A 16,958-nucleotide genomic window follows, 5' to 3' on the forward strand; every position below is an offset into this window, starting at 1 on the left:
TTTTATAGGGTTAAACATTGAATGCTGGTGCGGGCCGCGGCCTGTGGATACAGCCTGGCTGCGTTGGCCAGCAGAGGTAACAAGCCTCTTGAATCCCGGTAATAGTCAAATTGGGTGGGTAACAGAATGCGTCTGCCTTCGTCATCCAACTCGCGGTACTTCAACCAGTTATGGATGTCGAACCGGCTGGCACGGGAGAGCCATCCACCCGAGCCAACCACTTTGCGCACCGTGGTGAGATCACGCCCCATCTGCAAATCGACGCAACCGACACAGGTGCAAACCTGCTTTTTGGTGCCGGCATGGCGCTCGCTGGCGTAGCCGACACAGAGCCCGGCCAGCAGGGTGTCGAAGTAGCGCTCCTCCTCGTTGGCAGGCAGATGATCTGGCTGGGCAACCAGCTGCTGCAGATAGTGATAAAAGGCTTCCTGACGCTGTGGCTGCTGGGCAAATATCACGTTCACCAGCTCGCGGGTGCTTTCCCCCACCACGGCAGCAGAGACCCGCATGCCCAGATCACCTTCCACGGTGCGTTTTACGAATGGCTCGGGCACACCGTGCAGCACGGTATCCGGCGAGAGGGTGTTGGCGCTGGCGGAATAGATATCGGTGGTGGCCCCACCCATATCGATCAACATGAACTCTTTCCATGCGCTGTCGTAATCGCTGATGGTTTTTACCAGTTCAAAGACAGTCCACGGCGTTGGCATCGGCTCTTCGCCGGTTTCCCCGACGATCACGTCCAACCCCTTGCCCTTCACAATGCGGGACAAAAACACATCGCAAATGGCCTTGCGTGCCGAGTAGGGGTTGGGGTGATCGAGATCGGGCAGGATGTTGTCGACCATCAGCAGATCTTTGTGGCCAAGGATCGTCTGTACCTCATCCTGAATGTCACGGTTGCCAGCGTAGATGATCGCGCAATCCAGGGATGACTCCGCCAGCGCACGGGCATTGGCCAGGCCATATTTCTCTTCGCCACCATCGGTGCCGCCGGTAAACAGCAGAATGTCTGGCGGTGTGGCCTCCAGCTCCCGGATATCGTGGCGGTTCAGCTTATAGGAGTAGTACTGGGCGATTTTGGCTCCCGCCGAATGGGCGGTCACTTTCGCAGACTCCAGCGTGATGGAGGGCACCAGACCCATTGCAGCAACGGCAAGACCCCCTTTCGCCGACGAGGAGTACTTCAGCGTCACCTGCCCGCTGTGCAATAAGGGGCGCGCGTCAGCGACATTCAACACCTTGTTCAGGCAGGCAAAAAAGCCCTCCGCCAAATGGTGGGTAGTCGTGGGAGTCAGGACATGGTTCACCAGCGTTAGCTCATCCCCCTCTGGTGCAAAGAGGGCGGCTTTGGTCCATGTCGAACCTATATCGACGGAGACGGTTTGCATCAGAGCGCCTCTTCCAGACAGGGCTGTGCAGCGCTCTGGCGCTGATTAATGTCATTCGCCATCAAGCGGCAGACATCTTCCAGTTCATGACTTGGCGAAAAGACTCTGTTAAAACCCATCTTCTTAAATTTGGCTTCGATATCGGTAAAATCATGTTTACCAACCACCAGATTGCCGCCGACATAGAGCAGAATATCGCCGATACCACGTTCAATGCAGCGCTCGCGCATTCCCAGACAATCGATATCGCCATGACCATAAATGGAGGAGACAACAATCGCATCAGCACCCGTTTCAATGGCCGCATCAATATATTCATCCTGACTCACCATCACGCCAAGATTGATGACGCGAAAATCATGGGCAGTAAACACGCGATCCAGAACGATATTACCTACCGCATGGCAGTCAGCACCAATGACGCCAATGACCAGTGTTGATTTTTTCATGGGTAACCCTCTGTATTTAAAAGTGCCTATGCACTGACAACCTCATCGCCGTGCATGATGGTGAGGAGTTTCTACAGAAGGTAACCAGGGCACAATTGATCTATTTTCAAAAGAACTTCACAAAAACAAAGACTCTTTGACAAGAGACTTAAAAAACCAATTAATTCAATTGCCTACATAAAAATAGAGATGATACTGTTATTTGGTTTTTAACGGGGAAAGAAAACTACCATCTATATATGTGATCAGGCTCTTGTTTTACCAGAAATACTAAACGACAGATAATTAATGTTTTATTCAACTTGCTAATAATGAGAATGCATTTCGCCACTAAATATGTTCAGCATCTCCTTATTGATGTTTTTATTCGTGCCTGTTAATCCTCAAAAAATGATAAACCCATCAAAGTTTTTATTAAAAAACAACCATATGCTACAGCGTTTATTTTTGTATTACCGAGCAGTGATAGCCACTGGTAGCTGAGTGCGGTGAACCATCATCTCCACGACGACTCATTTGTTCCTGCTCGCGGCTTTTACATATGGGGGGACACCCCCTTTGAAGTGGAGGAGAACAACCGTTGCGCTAAACCTGCTCATCCAAAAGATCGTAGTGGACAAGCTGCAGCGCACTTCTGGATTGTTCAACCCATTTACTACTCACAGCCATTAATACTTGAGAGTCGAGCAGCATATCGGTTATCAATAGCCGCTCGATAAATGCCTGATTACTCCGGATTGATTATGTTTGCTCGCTTTCTGCTGTCGGGTCTGGCGCTGCTCGCGCTCCTGGCTCTGCTGCTCAAATCCCTGCTGCTGTTCTGGTCGCCCGCCAGCTTTGCGGTGCTGACCACCACTCAACAACTTGAGGCGCTGCTGTGGGGCTTTCGCTTCGATCTGGCGGCGGCAGCCCTGCTGTGGGCACCTGCCGCCCTGCTCTGCTGGCTGGCGGTGCGGCTCGGGCTGCGCCGCCTCTCCTGGCTCTGGTGGTGGGTACCAGCCCTGGTACTGGCGGGGTTGCAGGTCGCCGACCTGATGTATTTTGCCAATGCCGGGCGTCATATCGGCTATGAGCTGGGCGAAGTGACCCGCGAGGCGGGCAGCCTGCTCACCACCGCCCTTAAGCAGTACCCATTGCTGATGATCGCAACCCTGGCCGGAGCGCTGGCAAGCGCCCTGTTGTGTCGCCACCAGCTGCACCTGCCCACGCGCATGACGATAGCAAAGACCGAGCTGCCGCTGCTGCTCACTCTCGCCGTCGCGGTGCTCTGCGTGCGCGGCTCCCTGACCGAGCTGCCGATGAAGCCGGATCGCGCCTACGCCATTGGCAACTCTCAGCAGGCACTGCTCGCCCTCAACCCCGTCTACGCCATGCTGGTGAGCACAGCGTCCGCCGATCAGACCGGCGGCGGCACGCCGCTCTATCATCAATTGCCGCAGCCCACCGAACCCCAGTTGGCATTGCTGGCTCACCTCGACGGTCACGCTCCCTACCAGCCACCGCAGCGCAAAATGAACATCATTCTGATGCTGCTGGAGAGCTGGCCTGCCGAGCTGATGCAGAGCTACAACCCGGCTGCACCCAATGTCACTCCCCATCTGGATGCGCTACACCGCGAGGGGCTGCGCACCGATGGTCTGATCGCCGGCGGCCGTCGCACTGTCGAAGGCTTTTTCAGTGCACTCTGCTCCTATCAGAATCCACTGGAGGCGGGCATCCCCAATACACCATTGCAGGATCAGCACTATGAGTGCCTGCCCAAGCTGTTGAGCGATGCGGGCTGGAGCACAGCCGTCTTTCAGGGGATGCACAAGGGGGAGACGGGACAGCTGGCTCAGCTGCTGGGGACGCAGGCTTCTTACGGCAAGCTGGAGATGCCACCACCACAGGTCGAGCAGAACAGCTGGGGCTATCAGGATCCGGACCTCTACCGCTTTATCCTGAACAAGGCGCGCGAGGAGTCACGCCCCTTCTTCTACATGGTGAACAACACAACCACCCACGATGACCAGCTCCCGCCGGGCGAGCCCTGGCTGTTTGGCGACCAGAGCAGCAACGAGCGGCAGATGAGCGTGCTCCACTACGCCGACAAGGCGCTCGGCCGCTTTATCGAGGAGTACCAGCAGGCCGACCTTGGCCCCACCCTGTTCGTCATCACCGCCGACCACACCGCTGGTGAGCGCAGCGGCCACATGGGGCGGTACTGGATCCCGTTTCTGATGTTCGCAACCGATGGCTCAATCGCCCCGCACTATCAGCCGGGCATAGGTGCCCAGCAGGATATCGCCCCCACCATTCTCGACCTGCTGGGGGGCAAAGCGCCCTGGTTTACCGGCCACTCCCTGCTAAGCGAACCACCGCGAGGGGGTATCTATAGCGCCAGCGGCAGCATTGGCAGAGTATACGGGGAGCACATTGTGGAGTACCCGATGCAGGATCCGGACAAGGTCACCTGCTTTAACTGGAAAAAGGATTTACTGCTGAGATCACCGCAGCCTTGCGACGAGCAGGCCTATCGCGAGCGCGACCTCAGCTGGGCCACCACCTGGTATCAGCAGAGCCTGCTGTTTGACGGCAAGTCGCGCGACTATGGCCTGATCAGCCCACAGAGCCAGCTCTCGCCACAACTGGCCGAACAAAGCGCCCCAGCCCCCGAAACGAATGCGGTAGCCGAACACCACAACGACCTAGGTAACGCCAAGAGCTGAGCCAACCCCAAGCAAAAAGCCCGCATCATGCGGGCTTCTTTTTATCGGGTGCCAGTCTGGTCATTGCTGACCAGCTGCGTCGCCAGGGTTCCGGCAACGGCGCAGAAAAACAGGCATAAAAAAATCCGGAGCCACAAGGGCTCCGGATTGTTCGCCAAACCTGGGGTCTGGCCGGGTCAACCGAAGTTGACGACCGAGGCTTGATTAAGCCTGGTTCTTAACTTCTTTCAGACCGCGGAAAGGAGCTTTGGCACCCAGAGCTTCTTCGATACGGATCAGCTGGTTGTACTTGGCAACACGGTCAGAACGGCTCATGGAACCGGTCTTGATCTGGCCAGCAGCGGTACCAACAGCCAGGTCGGCGATGGTCGCGTCTTCGGTCTCACCGGAGCGGTGGGAGATGACGGCAGTGTAGCCAGCGTCTTTGGCCATCTTGATGGCAGCCAGAGTTTCGGTCAGGGAACCGATCTGGTTGAACTTGATCAGGATGGAGTTGGCAACGCCGTTGTCGATACCGCGCTTCAGGATCTTGGTGTTGGTTACGAACAGGTCGTCACCAACGATCTGGATTTTCTTGCCCAGTTCAGCAGTCTGGTAAGCAAAACCGTCCCAGTCAGATTCGTCCAGGCCATCTTCGATGGAGACGATCGGGAACTTGGTGGTCAGGTCAGCCAGGTAGTCAGAGAACTCGTTGGAGGTGAAGATACGACCTTCGCCTTTCAGGTTGTACTCTTTCTTCTCTGCGTCGTAGAACTCGGAAGCAGCGCAGTCCATGGCCAGGGTCACGTCGGTGCCCAGCTTGTAACCGGCAGCAGCAACGGCTTCAGCGATCACTTCCAGCGCTTCGGCGTTGGATTTCAGGTTAGGAGCGAAACCACCTTCGTCACCGACTGCAGTGTTGTAGCCCTTGGACTTCAGCACTTTGGCCAGGTTGTGGAACACTTCAGCGCCCATGCGGACAGCTTCTTTCAGGGTCTTGGCGCCAACCGGCTGGATCATGAACTCCTGGATGTCGACGTTGTTGTCGGCGTGCTCACCACCGTTGATGATGTTCATCATCGGCAGCGGCATGGAGTAAACACCTGCAGTGCCATTCAGCTCGGCGATGTGGGCGTACAGCGGCATGCCTTTAGCAGCAGCGGCAGCTTTGGCGTTAGCCAGGGAAACAGCCAGGATGGCGTTGGCGCCGAACTTGGATTTGTTCTCGGTACCGTCGAGGTCGATCATGATCTGGTCAACAGTGGCCTGGTCCTTGGCATCTTTACCCAGCAGAGCTTGAGCGATCGGGCCGTTTACGGCTTCGAGGGCTTTCAGCACGCCTTTACCCAGGAAACGGCTCTTGTCGCCGTCACGCAGTTCCAGCGCTTCGCGGGAACCGGTAGACGCGCCAGACGGAGCGGCTGCCATACCAACAAAACCACCTTCCAGGTGAACTTCGGCCTCAACGGTCGGGTTACCACGGGAGTCGATGATTTCACGACCGATCACTTTAACGATCTTGGACATGTGTATTTCCTCAGGTTTCGTAAAAAAACAACAAAAATATGCCAAAAAAAGCGGCTGTGGCACAGTGCCCCAACCGCATTTATTTTCAATTACTTCAAATTACGCTTCTGATACTCGCCCGCCGCCTTCACAAAACCGGCGAACAGAGCGTGGCCATCACGAGGAGTTGAGGTGAACTCCGGGTGGAACTGCGCGGCCACGAACCAGGGGTGATCCGGGATCTCGATGATTTCCACCAACTTCTTGTCGGCAGAGAGACCGGTCACTTTCAGACCTGCCGCTTCAATCTGCGGCAGCAGCTTGTTGTTCACTTCATAACGGTGACGGTGACGCTCGTAAATGGTCGGGCTGCCGTACATCTGACGCACCTTGGAATCTTCGACCAGGTGGCAGAGCTGGGAACCCAGACGCATGGTACCACCCAGATCAGAGCCCTCGGTACGGGTCTCAACGTTGCCTTCTTCATCCACCCATTCGGTGATGAGACCGACGACCGGATACGCGCAATCTTTCTTGAATTCGGAGGAGTGAGCCCCTGCCATGCCCGCCACGTTGCGAGCGAATTCGATCATAGCAACCTGCATGCCGAGGCAGATACCCAGGTAAGGGATCTTGTTCTCGCGAGCATACTGGGCCGCCTGGATTTTGCCTTCCACGCCACGCTCACCGAAGCCACCCGGTACCAGGATCGCGTCCAGACCTTCCAGCAGCTCGGAGCCACGGGTCTCGATGTCCTGGGAGTCGATGTACTTGATGTTAACGGAAAGGCGAGTCTTCAGGCCACCGTGCTTGAGCGCTTCGTTGACGGACTTGTAGGCATCCGGCAGGGATACGTACTTGCCGACCATACCGATGGTCACTTCTGCAGTCGGGTTGGCCTCTTCGAAGACCACCTGTTCCCACTCGGACAGGTCAGCTTCTTTGCACTCCAGACCGAAACGCTCGGTGAAGTAGGAGTCCAGATTCTGGGATTTCAGCAGTGCCGGGATCTTGTAGATGGAGTCGACGTCTTTCATGGAGATGACGGCGCGCTCCGGCACGTTGCAGAACAGGGCAATCTTGGCGCGCTCGTTGGCCGGAATGGCACGGTCGGAGCGGCAGATCAGCACATCCGGCTGGATACCGATGGAGAGCAGCTCTTTGACGGAGTGTTGGGTCGGCTTGGTCTTCACTTCACCGGCCGCTGCCAGGTAAGGAACCAGCGTCAGGTGCATGAACATGGCATTGTTGCGGCCCACTTCGGCAGCCAGCTGACGAATGGCTTCGAGGAACGGCAGGGACTCGATGTCACCGACGGTACCGCCCACTTCGACAATGGCAACCTGATGGCCTTCGGCACCGGCAATCACCCGCTCTTTGATGGCGTTGGTGATGTGCGGGATAACCTGAATGGTAGCGCCCAGATAGTCACCACGACGCTCTTTACGCAGTACGTCGGCGTAGATACGGCCGGTGGTAAAGTTGTTGCGACGGGTCATCTTGGTGCGGATGAAACGCTCGTAGTGACCCAAATCCAGATCGGTTTCGGCCCCGTCCTCGGTTACGAACACTTCACCATGCTGGGTCGGGCTCATGGTGCCCGGATCCACGTTGATGTAGGGGTCCAGTTTCATGATGGTCACATCCAGACCACGGGCTTCCAGAATGGCTGCCAGAGAAGCTGCGGCAATGCCTTTGCCGAGGGATGAAACAACGCCACCAGTAACAAAAATATATTTGGTCGTCATGCTGAACCTGAAAGAAGTTTAGGGAATTTTAAGGGGTGCTTCGGGGATGAAGCAGGACGGGGAAACAGTATACCAAAAACCCCTCTCCCAAACAATGAGCAAAAATCTATCAGGCTCATCGCCCCCCCATCTTGCGCCAAATCAACTTTGCTCGGTTTCCTTGGCCCGATCCCAGGCGGCATCGAGCTTTTCGAGGGTGCAATCGGTCATTTTCAAGCCTTCTGCGGCGATAAACTGCTCAACCTGACGAAAACGACGTTCGAACTTGGCGTTGGCGCCCCGCAGCACCTGCTCCGGATCCTTGCCCAGATGACGCACCAGATTGACGGTGGCAAACAGCAGATCGCCGAGCTCATCGCTCACCCGCGCCTCGTCCACATCGGCCATCAGCGCCTCTTCCATCACCTCGTCGATCTCTTCGTGGATCTTGTCCACCACCGGCCCCAAGGTCTTCCAGTCAAAACCGACGGTGGCGCAGCGCTTCTGAATTTTGGCTGAGCGGGTCAGGGCCGGCAGCGCCAGCGGGATGTCATCCAGCACGCTCTCTTGATCGAGTGCCGCCCGTTCTTTGGCTTTTTCCGCCTCCCAGTTCGCTTTTACCGCCTGCTCGTTGGCAAGATCTGCATCGGAAAACACGTGGGGATGGCGGCGAATGAGCTTTTCGCTCACCGTGTCGACGATATCGGCAAAGTCGAACAAGCCGCGCTCTTTACCCAGCTGGGCATAGAACACCACCTGGAACAACAGGTCACCCAGCTCCCCTTTCAGCCCCTGCCAATCCTCGGTCTCGATGGCGTCGGCCACTTCGTAGGCCTCTTCCAGGGTGTGCGGCACAATGGTCTGAAAGTTCTGTTTCAGATCCCAGGGACAACCGTTTTGCGGATCGCGCAGGCGGGCCATGATGTCGAGCAGTTGGGGCAGGTCGTAACGTTGGGACATGGGATATTCGCTTGTTGATTCGTACCACAGGGTCAAAACAGTGACCGACCTGGCGGTCGGTCACAAGTTGGTTCTTGATGACAATCAGAGGCGCTTGGCGCTAATCACATCGTTCAGCTGGCTAAGCTTGGCCAACGCCCGGTTGAAGGCGTTGATGTTGTAAATCTCCAGCTCCATGTCGATCTCGGCGGTCTGCTCGCGCACGTTGGAGCGTGAGCGTACCCCCATCACATTGATCTTCTCGTTGGCCAGCACGGTGGTGATATCGCGCAGCAGACCTGAGCGATCGTTGGAGATAATCCGGATGGTGAGGCCGTAACCACCGGAGTAGTTCTCGCCCCACACCGCATCGATCAGCCGCTCCGGATTGCGCCGTGACAGCTCCTTGAGCTGCTCGCAATCTTCCCGGTGGATCGAGACGCCACGCCCCATGGTGATGAAGCCCTGAATGGAGTCCCCAGGGATCGGCTGACAGCAACGGGCGATATGGGTCATCAGGTTGCCGACCCCTTCCACCACGATGTGATCCTTGGGCTTGTGGCGCATCGGCGAATTGGCCTTCTGCTCCAGTTTCTCCAACAGGCGACGATCTTCCTCTTCCGCCGTCGGCTTGTTGTAGCAGGTGTCGAGATAGTTGAGCACCTGGTTGATGCGGATATCGCCGCTACCGATACCGGCCAGCAGATCGTCGGTGCTCTCCAGATTGAAGCGACGCAGCATGTTGCCTTTGTCGATCTTGGACATGCTGAGGTTGTGGCGATCCAGCTCCTTCTCGAACAGCTCGCGCCCGGCCACGATATTCTTGTCCCGATCCAACTTTCTGAACCAGGTTGCCACCTTGGCCCGCGCCCGACTGGAGCGCAGGAAGCCGGAGTTGGGGTTCATCCAGTCGCGGCTCGGGTTCGGCTCTTTCTGGGTGATCACCTCCACCTGATCGCCGGTTTGCAGTGCGTAGGTGAACGGCACAATGCGACCGTCAATCTTGGCGCCGATGCAGCGGTGGCCAATCATGCTGTGGACGTGATATGCAAAATCGAGCGGGGTGGCGCCTGCCGGCAGGTCGATGACATCCCCTTTCGGGGTGAAGACATAGACTCTGTCCTCAAACACCTGACTGCGCAGATCTTCGAGCAGCGAGCCGCTCTCGGAGAGATCCTCCTGCCAGGCAAGCAGCTTGCGCAGCCACTCGATCTTGTCTTCGAAGTTGTTGGCCTTGCCGCCAGCCTGCGCCCCTTCCTTATAGCGCCAGTGTGCCGCGACGCCGAGTTCGGCGTCCTGATGCATCTGGTCGGTACGGATCTGGATCTCTACCGTCTTGCCCTCCGGCCCCACCACCACGGTGTGGATCGACTGATAGCCGTTGGGTTTGGGATTGGCGACATAGTCGTCAAACTCGCGGGGAATATGGTGGAACTGGGTGTGCACGATACCGAGCGCCGCATAGCAATCCTGCAGCCGCTTGGTCACTACCCGCACTGCGCGCACGTCGAACAACTCGTTGAATTCGAGGTGCTTCTTCTGCATCTTGCGCCAGATGCTGTAGATATGTTTTGGACGGCCATAGACCTCGGCCTCGACCCCCGCCTCTTTCAGCGCATCGCGCAGGGACTGCACGAACTCGCGGATGTAGCGCTCGCGGTCGAGCCGTTTCTCGTCGAGCTGCTTGGCGATCTGCTTGTAGGTTTCTGGGTGCAGGTAGCGGAAGGCGAGATCTTCCAACTCCCATTTGAGCTGACCGATGCCGAGCCGGTTGGCCAGCGGCGCATAGATGTTGGTGATCTCCTGGGCCATCAGCACCCGGGTCTCTTCATCCGCCTTCTTGGCTTCGCGCAGGCAGGCGATCCGCTCCGCCAGCTTGATTACCACGGCGCGCACATCCTCGACCATGGCAAGCAACATGCGGCGCACGTTGTCGACCTGCTCCGGCGAAGTTTCGCTGCGATGGAGGGTTTGCAGGGAGCGGATGGCCTCCATCTCCAGCACCCCTTCCACCAGCTTGGCGATCTTGGGGCCGAAGTCTTCGTCCATCCGCTCCTGGCTGATGAGACCGGCTTCGACGAAGGGGTAGATGATGGCCGCTTTGAGAGTACCGAGATCCATACTGAGCATCAGCAGGATGCCCACCATCTCGATACCGCGCACCAGCAGCTTGCTGGTCAACGCCTCATCGCCAAGCGTCAGACAGTACTGGTAGACGGTTCGCAGCTGATCCTTGTCACTGTCACTTAAGGAGAGCGAGCTGACCCACTCCTCCAAGGTGAAGTTGTCTTTTAAATGAATATCGCGAACCGCAACCATGGTATCAATCCTTTAAATTATCGGGCCGAAAGCTGTCACTTCCCCCCTCTCATGAGACTGCCTCAAATGGGGATATCCGGCGCACTTTTCAAGGCATATTGTCTAAAAAGACAATAGAGTGCGCCAACAGGCCCTGCCGATCTACGAGGGTCTAGATTACCCCAATCACGTCTGCTCAAACAGTCGCGGCGATGCCGGATGCAATATCCGGCATCGCCGTCCTAATGAGCGGGATTACTGCTACTCCCGCTCAAACAGCGCCATGGACTCCAGATGGCCGGTATGAGGGAACATATCGAGCATGCCGAGGCGCACCAGACGATAACCCCCTTTCACCAGCACCTGACTGTCCCGGGCCAGGGTGACCGGGTTACAGGAGACGTAGACCACCCGCTTGGGGGAAAGTTTCACGACGTGTCCCATTACCTCCAGAGCACCGGGGCGAGCCGGATCCAGTAGCACCAGATCAAACCCTTCCCGCGCCCAAGACATGCCGACAATGTCATCGCTCAGGTCGGCCTTGTAGAAACGGGCATTGGTGATGCCGTTGCGACGGGCGTTCTCTTCGGCCCGCTGCACCATCGCCAGTTCACCTTCGACACCGACCACTTCGCGAGCCTGACGAGCCAGCGGCAGGGTGAAGTTGCCGATGCCGCAGAAGAGATCGAGCACCTTGTCATCTTTGCTCGCCCCGAGCCATATCAGCGCCTGCTCAACCATGCTCTGGTTGATGGGGCCGTTGACCTGAATGAAGTCACCGGGAGCAAATGCAAGAGACAGACCATCCAGTGAGTAGGATGGGGAAAAATGTTGCTGCAGCGCTTCGATGCGCTCATCAGCAGCCTGCAGATAGAGGTCGATCCCCTGCGCCTTTGCAAACTCCACCAGCAGGGCGCGATCCGCCTCATTGGGGCGACCGGTGTGGCGCAGCAGCATCATGATCCCCTGCTCGGCCTGAATAAGCTCGGCATGGCCCAGCTCGCGCTGGCTCTTGAGGCGATTGAGGCACTCACGCAGCGCCGGGATCAACGCCGAGACCGGTTCGGCCAGCACCGGGCAGCCGTCGATCTCCACCAGATCATTGCTATTGCGGCGGCGAAAACCGACCCGGGTGCAGCGGCCGTTTTTGTCGAATTTGATGGCCAGACGACAAACCCGACGGTAGGCACGATCTTCGCCGGTCAACACCGGCTCCAGCAGCGGAGCCTTAATGTTGCCGAGGCGCTCGAACAAGCTGACCAGTCCGGCCGCTTTGGCGGCTTGCTGATCCGCAACCGACATGTGCTGGGCACTGCAACCACCGCACTCGCGATAGTGGCTGCAGAAGGGGGCGATGCGGTTGGCCGCCGGGGTCACCACCTGTTGCAAAGCGGCATGGCCATACTGTTTTTTCTCTTCGGTAATGCGCGCCTTGACGGTCTCGCCGGGCAGCGCCCCTTCGACGAAGATCGCCTTGCCCTGATGGCGACCGATACCGACGCAGTGGTGATCGAGAGTGTCTATCGTAAATTCAATGCGTTGGAGCTGAGTGGACTTCTTTTGGGGCTTGAAAAACTGGGCCATAAAACTTGGTGCCTATAGGTGGCTATGTCATGATTGTGGAATCTGCTGCCGGGTATTGTCCCACAAGAATAATAGTATGACCAAATACGGCCTGAGAGCCAGTGCATTGCCATCAACCCTATCGCCAACCCTGATCACTGGTGGCCTGTTCGTATGACCAAATATGGCCTGAGAGCACGCGTTCTCGCCTTCACCATTCTGCCCACCCTGATCATCGGTGGCCTGATGGCCGCTTACTTTACCTTCCACCGCTACCAGCAGCTGGAAAACAACCTCATTGATCAGGGGATCAACATCATCGAACCGCTGGCCATCGCCAGTGAATATGGCATGACCCAGCACAGCCGCGAATCCCTCAAACGGCTGATTGGCCTGACCCATCGCAAGAATTCGCCGCTCATCAAATCCATTGCGGTCTTTACCCAGGACAACCAGCTGTTTGTCACCTCTAACTACCACCGGGACTTCACCCGGCTACGGCTGCCCGATGGCGACCCCATTCCCGAGCTGACCAGCATCACCCTCTATGGTGACGATATTATCTTGCGCACCCCGATCCAGGCCGAAACCACCATGGACGGCTTCCCGCTGCCCAGCGATGTAGAGCCACCGATGATCGGCTACATCTCGATGCAGATAACCACAGACCGCGCCATGCTGCTGCATTATCGCGACACCTTCTTTGCCATCATCATGGTGATCGTCGGCGTCGCCTTCAGTACCCTGTTTGGCTTCAGACTGGTCAAGAGCGTGACCCAGCCCATCACCAACATGGTGCAGGCGGTGCACAAGATCAGGGAGGGTCGCCTCGATACCCGGGTCAGCGGCGAGCTCACCGGCGAGCTGGATATGCTGAAAAACGGCATCAATGCCATGGCCAAGGCGCTTTCGGAATACCACGAGGAGATGCAGCAGAATATCGATCAGGCGACCTCTGACTTGCGCGAAACGCTGGAGCAGATCGAGATCCAGAACGTCGAGCTCGACATGGCCAAAAAACGGGCGCAAGAGGCGGCAAGGGTCAAATCAGAGTTTCTGGCCAACATGTCCCACGAGCTGCGCACCCCGCTCAACGGCGTCATCGGCTTTACCCGCCAGTTGCTGAAAACCAGCCTGACCCCGAGCCAGACCGACTACATGCAGACCATCGAAAAGTCGGCGCGCAACCTGCTGGGCATCATCAACGACATCCTCGACTTCTCGAAGCTTGAGGCTGGCAAGTTGCAGCTGGAGCATATCCCGTTCAGCCTGCGCGATACGCTCAACGAGACCATGCACCTGCTCGGCCCCAGTGCCCACGACAAGCAGCTGGAGCTCTCCCTGCGGGTGGATGCCGACGTGCCGGACTCTCTCACCGGTGACCCCATGCGCCTGCAGCAGGTGTTGACCAACCTGACCGGCAACGCCATCAAGTTCACCGAGCAGGGTAACGTGGATGTACATATCGAACAGATAGGCAGCAGCAATCACAAGGTGAGGCTCAACGTCCAGATCCGTGATACCGGCATCGGCATCTCGGAAGAGCAGCAACATCAGCTGTTCCAGGCCTTCAACCAGGCCGACTCCTCCATCTCCCGCCGTTATGGCGGCACCGGCCTCGGGCTGGTTATCACCCAGAAGCTGGTGCAGCAGATGGGCGGTCAGATCCGCTTCGAATCGGAGCTGGACCAGGGTTCAACCTTCTCGTTCAGTCTGGATGTAGAAGTTTCCCCTCTGCCCCAGAGCGATCAGCTGCCACTGGATCGGATCCGTGGCAAGCGACTCTGGCTGCTGGAGCCGGATCCCTTCGCCCAGACCTCGCTGCACGCCCTGCTGACAGAGTGGCAACTCGATGTGCAACTGCAGGCAAGCGACGCCCCCTGGCCGGAGATGAGCGAACAGGACATAGTGCTCATCGGCAGCAGTACCCTGCATACACCGCAGCAGGTGCTCAACCAACTCGACAGTCTGAGCGGCCAGCAGCAGAACACTATCGTGCTGCTCAGCAGCCACGAGCCCACGCTCTACGAGGCAATGCTGACCCACGGAGCCCAGCACTGCCTCTCCAAACCGGTCAACCATCGCAAACTGCTGCACGCCCTGCTCTCGCCAGAGGCAAGCCGCCAGAAGCTGCCCGCCCAGCCCGCGCCACGCCAGTTGCAGCCGATCAAGGTGCTGGCAGTGGATGACAATGCCGCCAACCTCAAGCTGATCGCCGCCATGCTCAAAGAGATGGTGAGTCAGGTGGTGGTGTGCAAGAACGGCAAGGAGGCGGTCAAACAGGCCCAGAGCCAGCCGTTCGACATCATCTTCATGGATATCCAGATGCCGATCATGGATGGCATCAGTGCCACCCAAGCGATCCGCAACCAGTCCCTCAACACCACCACGCCGATCGTGGCGGTCACTGCCCACGCCATCCCCGGCGAGCGTGAGCGACTGATCCGGCAGGGGATGGATGACTATCTGGCCAAGCCCATCGACGAGAGCATGCTGGCTCAGCTGATCACCGACTTTGCCCATCGCCGCCACCAGAATACCGGCGCCCAGCAGATCGACTGGGAGCTGGCAGTGCGTCAGGCGGCGGGGAAAGAGGATCTCGCCAAAGAGATGCTGACCATGCTGCTGGCCAGTTTCGATGAGGTCGAGCCGGTGCTGGATGCCGCGCTGGCAAGCGAAATTGAAGATAGCGAGGTGTTGATCCATATCCATCGTCTCAACGGCGGCTGCGCCTACTCCGGCGTACCGGGGCTGCAACGGCTGCTCTCCCAGCTGGAGCAACAGCTGCGCGACGGCGTGCCAGTCAGCGAGCTGGAGCCCGAGCTGCTGGAGCTGCTGGATGCGCTGGAACTGGTGCGCCAGGAGGCCCCCCGCTATCTAGACCAGACCTGACGGGTTTGCCCTGAACTGTATCGGCACCCGCTTTTTCTGACGCGGAGGCCGCCAGATGGTAAAGTTGCGCCGTTTACACAGGAGTCAGCATGACCAACAACGATATTCTGCGCCGTCTGCGCTACGCCCTCACCATCAGCAACGACCAGATGGTCGAGATGTTTGCCAAGGGCAACCTGACGGTCACTCACGCCCAGCTGCACAGCTGGCTGATGAAAGAGGCGGAAGAGGGTGAAGAGCAAGAGGCAGGCTATGTCGCCTGTCCCGACTCGGCCCTGAGCCAGTTCCTTGACGGCTTCATTATCGCGCGCCGTGGCGTGCGGGAAGATGCACCGGCCCAGGTGATCCCGAACCGGATCAACAACAACATGATCCTGCGCAAGCTGCGCATCGGTCTCAACTACAAGGAAGAGGACATGCTCGGCACGCTCAAGCTCGCCGACTTCAACCTCTCCAAGTCCGAGCTCAGTGCCCTGTTCCGCTCCAAGGATCACAAGCACTATCAGGATTGCGGGGATCAGATCCTGCGCAACTTCCTGATCGGCCTCACTGCCAAGTACCGCAGCTAACCAACAGCGCGGCTGACCAGGCAAGGCCACCGACATGTGCCAGCGACTCACTCTTCCCCCACACAGCAGACTGGCTGCGGCAGGGAGATGGCGCTGGCGCTTTCTGCTTCCCCTCTTCTTTCTGCTACTAGGTGGCTGCACCCCGGCCGAGTATCAGCTCTCTACCCGCTATCAGAGCGCCAACCAGAACGAGCGAATCGCCTTTCTGATCCTCCACTACACCGACGAGGATGATGCCAACTCCCTGCGCCTGCTGACCGAGCCGGAGCACAAGGTGAGCGCCCACTACCTGATCCCCCGCGACAGCCACGAGACCCCGCTACCGGTCTATCAGCTGGTGCCGGACAGCGCGCGCGCCTGGCATGCGGGACGCAGCCGCTGGCACCAATATGCCGGGCTCAATGCCAGCTCCCTTGGCATCGAGATCGTCAACCTCGGCTATCCGCCGGAAGATGAGCTGCTGGCCCCCGATGCCCGCCGCTGGCAACCCTATACCCCGCAGCAGATAGCTGCCGTCGGCGCCCTCAGTCGGGAGCTGGTCGCCCGCTACCGCATTCCGCCGACTCAGGTGCTGGGCCACAGCGATGTCGCCCCCGAACGCAAGCAGGATCCCGGCCCCCACTTCCCCTGGCGTCAGCTCTACCTTGAGTACGGGGTCGGCGCCTGGCCCGATGAAGATCGGGTAGCTGCGCTCCTGACCAGCCCCCTGCCCGAATGGAGTGCCACCATGTGGCAGCAACAGCTGGCTCGCTACGGCTACGGCCTGCCCCAAACCGGCCAGTGGGATGAGCAGAGCCGCGCCGTCATGCGCGCCTTTCAGCTCCACTTTCGCGCCAGCAAGGTCGATAGCGAAGCGGACCGCGAGTGTCAGGCCATCCTGATGGCGCTGCTCGAGAAGTTCCCAAGCTAACCCGCCCTTTCACCATTTCCCTCCCCA

Annotated in this window: 11 protein-coding genes; 4 read left to right on the forward strand and 7 right to left on the reverse strand. The window is 58.1% G+C overall.

The annotated features are described in order from the left end of the window. Positions 1-2: 2 nt before the first annotated feature. Both glmL and glmS read right to left on the reverse strand, forming a co-directional pair. Complete coding sequence (glmL, locus tag ACE1BR_RS09560; protein ID WP_374869677.1) at positions 3-1,391, reverse strand: methylaspartate mutase accessory protein GlmL; 1,389 nt, start codon at positions 1,389-1,391, stop codon at positions 3-5. Then, positions 1,391-1,840, reverse strand: a complete 450-nt coding sequence (glmS, locus tag ACE1BR_RS09565; RefSeq protein WP_374869679.1) for a methylaspartate mutase subunit S — start codon at positions 1,838-1,840, stop codon at positions 1,391-1,393. Before glmS ends, glmL begins: the two co-directional genes overlap by 1 nt. Positions 1,841-2,583: 743 nt before the next feature. On the opposite strand from glmS, the gene ACE1BR_RS09570 reads away from it, so the two are divergent. After that, on the forward strand, positions 2,584-4,548 hold the full coding sequence (locus ACE1BR_RS09570; RefSeq protein ID WP_374869681.1) for an LTA synthase family protein: 1,965 nt from the start codon (positions 2,584-2,586) through the stop codon (positions 4,546-4,548). Positions 4,549-4,752: 204 nt separating this feature from the next. On the opposite strand, the gene eno is transcribed toward ACE1BR_RS09570, so the two are convergent. From eno to rlmD, 5 genes are all read right to left on the reverse strand, one after another. Further along, positions 4,753-6,054, reverse strand: a complete 1,302-nt coding sequence (eno, locus tag ACE1BR_RS09575) for a phosphopyruvate hydratase (RefSeq protein WP_335866726.1) — start codon at positions 6,052-6,054, stop codon at positions 4,753-4,755. Positions 6,055-6,143: 89 nt separating this feature from the next. Further along, positions 6,144-7,781, reverse strand: a complete 1,638-nt coding sequence (gene pyrG / locus ACE1BR_RS09580; RefSeq protein WP_374869684.1) for a glutamine hydrolyzing CTP synthase — start codon at positions 7,779-7,781, stop codon at positions 6,144-6,146. Between the two features lie 141 nt (positions 7,782-7,922). Beyond that, positions 7,923-8,720 carry a nucleoside triphosphate pyrophosphohydrolase gene (gene mazG, locus ACE1BR_RS09585; protein ID WP_374869685.1) on the reverse strand — a complete coding sequence of 266 codons (798 nt, stop codon included), beginning with the start codon at positions 8,718-8,720 and terminating at the stop codon, positions 7,923-7,925. Between the two features lie 84 nt (positions 8,721-8,804). Beyond that, a complete protein-coding gene (relA, locus tag ACE1BR_RS09590) occupies positions 8,805-11,018 on the reverse strand; it encodes a GTP diphosphokinase (RefSeq protein ID WP_374869687.1) in 2,214 nt (737 codons plus the stop codon). Between the two features lie 240 nt (positions 11,019-11,258). Then, positions 11,259-12,581, reverse strand: coding sequence for a 23S rRNA (uracil(1939)-C(5))-methyltransferase RlmD (rlmD, locus tag ACE1BR_RS09595; protein ID WP_374869689.1), 1,323 nt, complete (start codon positions 12,579-12,581; stop codon positions 11,259-11,261). Between the two features lie 153 nt (positions 12,582-12,734). On the opposite strand from rlmD, the gene barA reads away from it, so the two are divergent. The 3 genes from barA (at position 12,735) to ACE1BR_RS09610 (ending at position 16,931) form a co-directional block, all read left to right on the forward strand. Further along, a complete protein-coding gene (barA, locus tag ACE1BR_RS09600; protein WP_374869691.1) occupies positions 12,735-15,452 on the forward strand; it encodes a two-component sensor histidine kinase BarA in 2,718 nt (905 codons plus the stop codon). 89 nt (positions 15,453-15,541) lie between these two features. After that, complete coding sequence (locus ACE1BR_RS09605) at positions 15,542-16,021, forward strand: DUF1456 family protein (protein WP_374869693.1); 480 nt, start codon at positions 15,542-15,544, stop codon at positions 16,019-16,021. A gap of 34 nt (positions 16,022-16,055) precedes the next feature. Beyond that, positions 16,056-16,931: an N-acetylmuramoyl-L-alanine amidase gene (locus tag ACE1BR_RS09610; protein ID WP_374869695.1), complete on the forward strand. Its 876-nt coding sequence runs from the start codon at positions 16,056-16,058 to the stop codon at positions 16,929-16,931. Positions 16,932-16,958 lie beyond the last annotated feature (27 nt).

Source organism: Aeromonas sp. MdU4 (assembly GCF_041929505.1).
Taxonomy (GTDB): domain Bacteria; phylum Pseudomonadota; class Gammaproteobacteria; order Enterobacterales; family Aeromonadaceae; genus Aeromonas.

What these genes read in the sequence shown, in the direction of transcription:
- glmL (WP_374869677.1), bottom strand. Translation starts at nt 1,391, where the DNA reads ATGCAAACCGTCTCCGTCGATATAGGTTCGACATGGACCAAAGCCGCC.
- glmS (WP_374869679.1), bottom strand. Translation starts at nt 1,840, where the DNA reads ATGAAAAAATCAACACTGGTCATTGGCGTCATTGGTGCTGACTGCCAT.
- ACE1BR_RS09570 (WP_374869681.1), top strand. Translation starts at nt 2,584, where the DNA reads ATGTTTGCTCGCTTTCTGCTGTCGGGTCTGGCGCTGCTCGCGCTCCTG.
- eno (WP_335866726.1), bottom strand. Translation starts at nt 6,054, where the DNA reads ATGTCCAAGATCGTTAAAGTGATCGGTCGTGAAATCATCGACTCCCGT.
- pyrG (WP_374869684.1), bottom strand. Translation starts at nt 7,781, where the DNA reads ATGACGACCAAATATATTTTTGTTACTGGTGGCGTTGTTTCATCCCTC.
- mazG (WP_374869685.1), bottom strand. Translation starts at nt 8,720, where the DNA reads ATGTCCCAACGTTACGACCTGCCCCAACTGCTCGACATCATGGCCCGC.
- relA (WP_374869687.1), bottom strand. Translation starts at nt 11,018, where the DNA reads ATGGTTGCGGTTCGCGATATTCATTTAAAAGACAACTTCACCTTGGAG.
- rlmD (WP_374869689.1), bottom strand. Translation starts at nt 12,581, where the DNA reads ATGGCCCAGTTTTTCAAGCCCCAAAAGAAGTCCACTCAGCTCCAACGC.
- barA (WP_374869691.1), top strand. Translation starts at nt 12,735, where the DNA reads ATGACCAAATATGGCCTGAGAGCACGCGTTCTCGCCTTCACCATTCTG.
- ACE1BR_RS09605 (WP_374869693.1), top strand. Translation starts at nt 15,542, where the DNA reads ATGACCAACAACGATATTCTGCGCCGTCTGCGCTACGCCCTCACCATC.
- ACE1BR_RS09610 (WP_374869695.1), top strand. Translation starts at nt 16,056, where the DNA reads ATGTGCCAGCGACTCACTCTTCCCCCACACAGCAGACTGGCTGCGGCA.